Genomic DNA, 5627 nt, shown 5'->3' with positions numbered 1-5627 from the left:
TAAGTGTCTCTTCCGTATCCCAGAAGAAGTTCCGTCTGAAGAAGCATTTGAGTGATTCGTTGGAAGGCGGTCTTCCTGAAGATATGACACTTGACAGGTGGGTGGCGGAGTTATGAAGATACAGATTTGTTGTTTTTCTATTCTTTGATATAATATTTGATTCTGATAATTTCAGTAATAAATAAAATCTTCCTTTGCTACAGCTTTGTGTTACACTGTGGATTACATATATTTGCATATTGTTTTCTATTAAATAATAATTAAAAAATGAATAGCTTGTTATACATAAATTGGGATATTGATCCTGTAATATTTAGCATTGGTCAAGTAAAGATTCAATATTATGGTTTGATTTTTGTGACAGGACTTGTATTATGTTACTACATAATTGGTCATATATATAAGAAGGAGAAGATTTATACTCCTGATGCGATGGAGAAACTTTTTATATACGCAGTTATTGGTATTTTCGGAGGAGCAAGACTAGGACACTGCCTGTTTTATGATTTTGAATATTTTTCATCTCATATAATTGAAATATTCATTCCATTCAGGGAAAATGCTAAAGGAGTTTACGAGTTTATAGGATACAAAGGGTTGGCAAGCCATGGTGGGGCGATTGGTTTGTTTATTTCCATGTTATTATACTCACGAAAAGTACACATACCGTTCTCTAAGATTATAGATATCATAGCTATCCTGGCTCCATTAGGCGGAGCTTTTATCAGAATTTCAAATTTAATGAATTCTGAAATAATAGGACGTCCTACAAATTTGCCTTGGGCTTTTATATTCAGGCAAGTTGACGATTTGCCAAGACATCCGTCACAGCTCTATGAGTCAATAAGTTACTTTCTTATTTTTCTGGTTGCTTATTTTTTGTACAAATATAAAGGACATTTGTTTAAAATCGGAAGCTATTTCTATTTTGGCTTGAGTATTTTTGCTATTTTTCTCATGCGCTTCATTTTAGAATTCACTAAAGAAAATCAAAAAAGTTTCGAAGATTCTTTGTCTTTCAATATGGGGCAATTATTGAGTGTTCCTTTTATTTTAATTGGTATTATATTGGTGATAAAGAATATTGTAAATGTTCGTAAAAAAGGTAACAGATAGGAATCGTCTTCGGATATTTATGTCCATATTATTATATATTCTGATAGCTTGTACAGCCATTTTGAATATTCAATGCAGCGGAAACGGTAAGAAGAAATCGCCGCTTCCGGAACTGGTTCATGCTGAATCCGTGATGTTTGATTACCCTGACAGTGCGCTTCATATTCTGGAGACAATGCCGATGCCTTCAGTACGTAGGGACAAGGAGAACCATGCGCTGTGGTGTCTGTTGTTGACACAGGCGCAGTACAAACTGATGATGAAAATCCCTTCAGATTCACTTGTGAGAATTGCATACGATTATTACAAACATACCGATAATGCCCGTAGAAAGGCTATGTCTGCACTTTATATGGGTGATATAAATTATGAATTAAGGAATATAGAGGAAGCCTTGCAGTATTATCTGGAAGGTAAAACGGAAGTAGAAAAAACGGATGACTACAAAACTGGTTATCTGGTCATGATCTCATTATGTAAGTTATATTTATATCGTGATTTAGCTGCCTATGCTTTGGAAGCCTGCAGGAAGGCATACGATTATGCTGTGAAAGATTCCAACAAGCGTTATCAGTTAGCTTCTCTTAAATTTCTGGCCAGATGTTATTGCATTTCGGATTCATTGCCGAAGGCTATAGATACATATCATAAATGTAGTGAGCTGACTTTAGAACTTGGACTTGAAAATTATTATTATGACATACAGAGCGAAATAGCCTTAGTATATAAGAATAAAGGTGATATCGAAAAGTCTTTAGAGATTATAAAAAGCTTTCCAATCAAATACCAGCCAGCTTTATTGACGGGAAAGAACTACTACCTTTTGGGACAACAGGATTCTGCTTATATTTTTTTAAATAAAGCTTTGAATACTTATAATATTTATACAAAGGTGTCTGCATACGAGTACTTGTATAAATTGGGGGATATTCCCCAATACCGTAAATACCTGAAGACCTATTGCGATTCTCTTCTTTTTTACAACGATTCTATCATAGCTATTGATAAAGGCAAGGAAATCATCGCCTACAAAGAGAAGTACGATCACCAGAAACTTATCACTGAGCAGCAGCGTCTGAAGCTGGAGAAGGCAGATGCGCAGCGTATGCTGTTCATCATCACGATATGCCTTATTGTGGTTATAGCTGTTGTAGCATATTTTTACCAGAAGCGTCTTGTCCGTAAGGAAACGACTATCCGCAAACAGTCCGAACAACTGCAGGACTACATGCTTCAACTTCACGAATACGAGACACGGCTCATGCAGAACAACCGTTATATGGATGAGCTGCAGGATCAGATAGCGGGTCAGGAAGTTAATGCTGAAGATATAGATTCATACCGTGAACAGATAGACAGTCTTCAGTCTGAGAATGGCAGGCTGTCTGAAAATATAGCCACCCTGCAAAACCACATTGCCGAATATACTTCTAAGCTTGACAAGGCCCGCCGTGATACTGAGAAGTTCCGTAGCATATCAGAAGAGAACCTTAACCTGAAGCAGCGTGAGCGTATGCTTGCCGACTATGTTGTAGATAATGACAGCCTTGTGAAGGAACTTAGAGAGAAATGCCGTGTTCTTGATGATATTGAATGGGAGACTCTGGAACAAATGTGTGAAAGTACGTACGGCAATTTCGTGAGCCGTCTTCAGGGTATCTGCCCGACATTGACTAAGCAGGAACTTCATCTTTGTATCTTAATCAAGCTCCGTTTCAGCAACACCCAGATGTCGGAGATATTCGGTGTAAGTGTCTCTTCTGTATCTCAAAAGAAGTTCCGTCTGAAGAAGCATTTGGGTGATTCGTTGGAAGGAGGTCTTCCTGAAGAAATGACACTTGACAGATGGTTGGCAGAGTTCTGAAAAATACAAATTTCGAAACGGACGTTTCGTTGACTAAGACAGGAGTGAATAAGTATATTCCTTTAACGTGTAATAATTCTCTTGCTTTTCATGCAGATTTATAATGGTTTTTGCTAACTTTGCATATAGGGTCTAAAGATTTTCACAATGGAATATAATATAAAGGACAAACTGGAATGGACGGTTATCTTCATCCTTGAGTTCGGGCGCAAGTACGGACTGACGATGAAACAGGCTTTTAACTACCTGAGTCGCTACAAAGGAATAGATTTCATTGACCGCAACTACGGATATGTACATACACAGTCGTTTGCCTCAATGGTGGATGATATCGCGGAATATTGTCATCGTCATGGAGGAGCGTTGGTATGAAACTTTATCATGGAACAAACAAGGATTTTGATAGAATAGATTTGCTGAAATCGAAACCGAACAAAGATTTCGGACGTGGATTCTATCTATCTGCTGACTATGAGCAGGCTTTGAACATGGCGCAAGTTAAAGTTGAACAGTTGGAGATTGGCAGCCCAATTGTACAAAGCTATCTTATAGAGGACGATGTCTTGAATGACCTGAATGTACTCCGTTTTGAAGGTTATTCTGAGGAATGGGCGAAATTTATCCTTCTAAATCGAAACAATCCGACCGAAAAACCTGTACATGAATATGATGTGGTAATTGGTCCTATAGCCAATGATCGGGTAGGCGTGCAGTTGTGGCGATATGAGAACCGTTCGATAGACCTTCCCACTCTTGTGCGCAACTTACAATATATGAAAGGTGTAACTTTCCAATATTTCTTCGGTACTGAGCGTGCAATTAAACTGTTGAAAAGGATATGAACGAGAAAACGGAAATGATGGCGGATATGGTAAAGAACCTTGCCGTACTGCTGACTGAACAGAACAGAGAAATGACAATGGAAGAGGCACTTGCCACGGTATTCAATTCGGAAACATATCGGAAAGTAATAGATGAACGGACGCATTTCTATTATCAAAGCTACTACTATGTATTCGCTTTTCTGAAAGAGGAACTGACGAAAGGTAAGTTCGAATGACGGTATATGAGGCCTATAAAATGTGCACACTAATGTGTATAGTGCTGGAATATTTTTATTTTTGCAGGAAATTTTTGTAAAATGAGAAAGATAACCCACTATATTCTGTACATTTTGATTGCTTTTACAGCCCTTTTAAATATCCAATGCAGCGGAAACGGCAAGGCGAAAACTCCTCTTCCGGAATTGGTTCATGCTGAATCCGTGATGTTTGACCACCCGGACAGTGCGCTTCATATCCTGGAGGACATGCCGATGCCTTCAGCACGCTGGGATAAGGAGAACCATGCGCTGTGGTGTCTGCTGGTTACTCAGGCGCAGTATAAACAGGTGATGAAAATTCCTTCTGATTCCCTTGTTAGGATAGCATACGATTATTACAAACCGACAAACAATGCCCGAAGAAAGGCGATGTCTGCTCTTTACATGGGTGATGTCAATTATGACCTTGGCAATATAGAGGAAGCCATGAAGTATTATCTGGAAGGTAAAACAGAGGTGGAAAAAACTAATGATTATAAGACCGGATATCTGATAATGTCTTCATTAGGGAAACTGTATTTATATCGTGATTTTTCTGATTATGCACTTGAAGCATGTACGAAGGCTTATAATTATGCAGTAGAGGATTCTAATAAAAGATACCAAATGGGGGCATTGAAGTACTTGGCTAGGTGCTATAGTATCATGAATAGATTGCCTAAAGCGATAGAAACATATAATGAATGTTGTACCATATCTATAGAGCTTGGATATAAAAAATCAAAACATTATTATAACATACTGCATGAAATAGCTTTGGTATATATTAATAGTCATGAATATGAGAAATCCTTGAATATTTTATTATCATATCCTGTAAATAATCTTTCATACTCGCTAATAGGCAAGAATTATTACCATTTAGGTAAGTCTGATTCTGCTTATTATTATTTGAACAAAGCATTGAATACTGACAATATTTATTCAAAAGCTTCTATATATAACTATTTATATAAGCTTGGTGATACTCCCAAATACCGTAAATACCTGAAGACCTATTGCGATTCACTTCTTTTTTACAACGATTCTATCATAGCCCTTGACAAAGGCAAGGAAATCATAGCCTATAAGGAGAAGTACGACCACCAGAAACTCATCACCGAACAGCAGCGTCTGAAGCTGGAGAAGGCAGATGCACAGCGTATGCTGTTCATCATCACGATATGCCTGATTGTGGTTATAGCTGTCGTAGCATATCTATATCAGAAACGTCTTGTCCGTAAGGAAACTACCATCCGCAAACAGTCGGAACAGCTACAGGACTACATGCTTCAACTGCATGAATATGAGACACGTCTCATGCAGAACAACCGCTATATGGAGGAACTGCAGGAGCAGATAGCAGGTCAGGAAGTTAATGCTGAAGAGATAGAATCATACCGTGAACAGATAGACAGTCTTCAGTCAGAGAATAGCAGGCTGTCTGAAAATATAGCCACTCTGCAACAGCATATTGCCGAATATACCTCTAAGCTTGACAAGGCCCGCTATGATACTGAGAAGTTCCGTAGCATATCAGAAGAGAACCTTAACCTGAAGCAGCGT

Annotated in this window: 6 protein-coding genes; all 6 read left to right on the top strand. The window is 38.2% G+C overall.

Features of this window, described 5'->3' with window-relative positions:
• The first annotated feature begins 267 nt into the window (after positions 1-267).
• Complete coding sequence (gene lgt / locus Q0486_RS02005) at positions 268-1116, top strand: prolipoprotein diacylglyceryl transferase (protein ID WP_299229985.1); 849 nt, start codon at positions 268-270, stop codon at positions 1114-1116.
• A gap of 19 nt (positions 1117-1135) precedes the next feature.
• Positions 1136-2980, top strand: coding sequence for a hypothetical protein (locus Q0486_RS02000; protein WP_299229983.1), 1845 nt, complete (start codon positions 1136-1138; stop codon positions 2978-2980).
• 147 nt (positions 2981-3127) lie between these two features.
• A complete protein-coding gene (locus Q0486_RS01995) occupies positions 3128-3352 on the top strand; it encodes a DUF3791 domain-containing protein (RefSeq protein ID WP_287679821.1) in 225 nt (74 codons plus the stop codon).
• Positions 3349-3822: a DUF3990 domain-containing protein gene (locus tag Q0486_RS01990; protein ID WP_204405155.1), complete on the top strand. Its 474-nt coding sequence runs from the start codon at positions 3349-3351 to the stop codon at positions 3820-3822. The genes Q0486_RS01995 and Q0486_RS01990 overlap by 4 nt, the downstream gene beginning before the upstream one ends.
• The gene (locus Q0486_RS01985) at positions 3819-4040 is read left to right on the top strand and encodes a hypothetical protein (RefSeq protein ID WP_204405154.1); all 222 of its coding nucleotides are present in this window, start codon (positions 3819-3821) and stop codon (positions 4038-4040) included. Before Q0486_RS01990 ends, Q0486_RS01985 begins: the two co-directional genes overlap by 4 nt.
• Before the next feature lie 81 nt (positions 4041-4121).
• Positions 4122-5627 (top strand): hypothetical protein (locus Q0486_RS01980; protein WP_299229974.1); only part of this gene is annotated, 1506 nt, incomplete at its 3' end.

This window comes from uncultured Bacteroides sp. (genome assembly GCF_937912035.1).
Classification (GTDB): Bacteria; Bacteroidota; Bacteroidia; order Bacteroidales; family Bacteroidaceae; genus Phocaeicola.
The sequence above is the reverse complement of the archived record's forward strand: the minus strand, read 5'-3'. Positions and strand labels throughout refer to the sequence as shown.

Excerpts from the sequence above, each read along its gene's own strand:
- lgt (WP_299229985.1), top strand. The coding sequence starts at position 268 with ATGAATAGCTTGTTATACATAAATTGGGATATTGATCCTGTAATATTT.
- Q0486_RS01995 (WP_287679821.1), top strand. The coding sequence starts at position 3,128 with ATGGAATATAATATAAAGGACAAACTGGAATGGACGGTTATCTTCATC.
- Q0486_RS01985 (WP_204405154.1), top strand. The coding sequence starts at position 3,819 with ATGAACGAGAAAACGGAAATGATGGCGGATATGGTAAAGAACCTTGCC.
- Q0486_RS01990 (WP_204405155.1), top strand. The coding sequence starts at position 3,349 with ATGAAACTTTATCATGGAACAAACAAGGATTTTGATAGAATAGATTTG.
- Q0486_RS02000 (WP_299229983.1), top strand. The coding sequence starts at position 1,136 with ATGTCCATATTATTATATATTCTGATAGCTTGTACAGCCATTTTGAAT.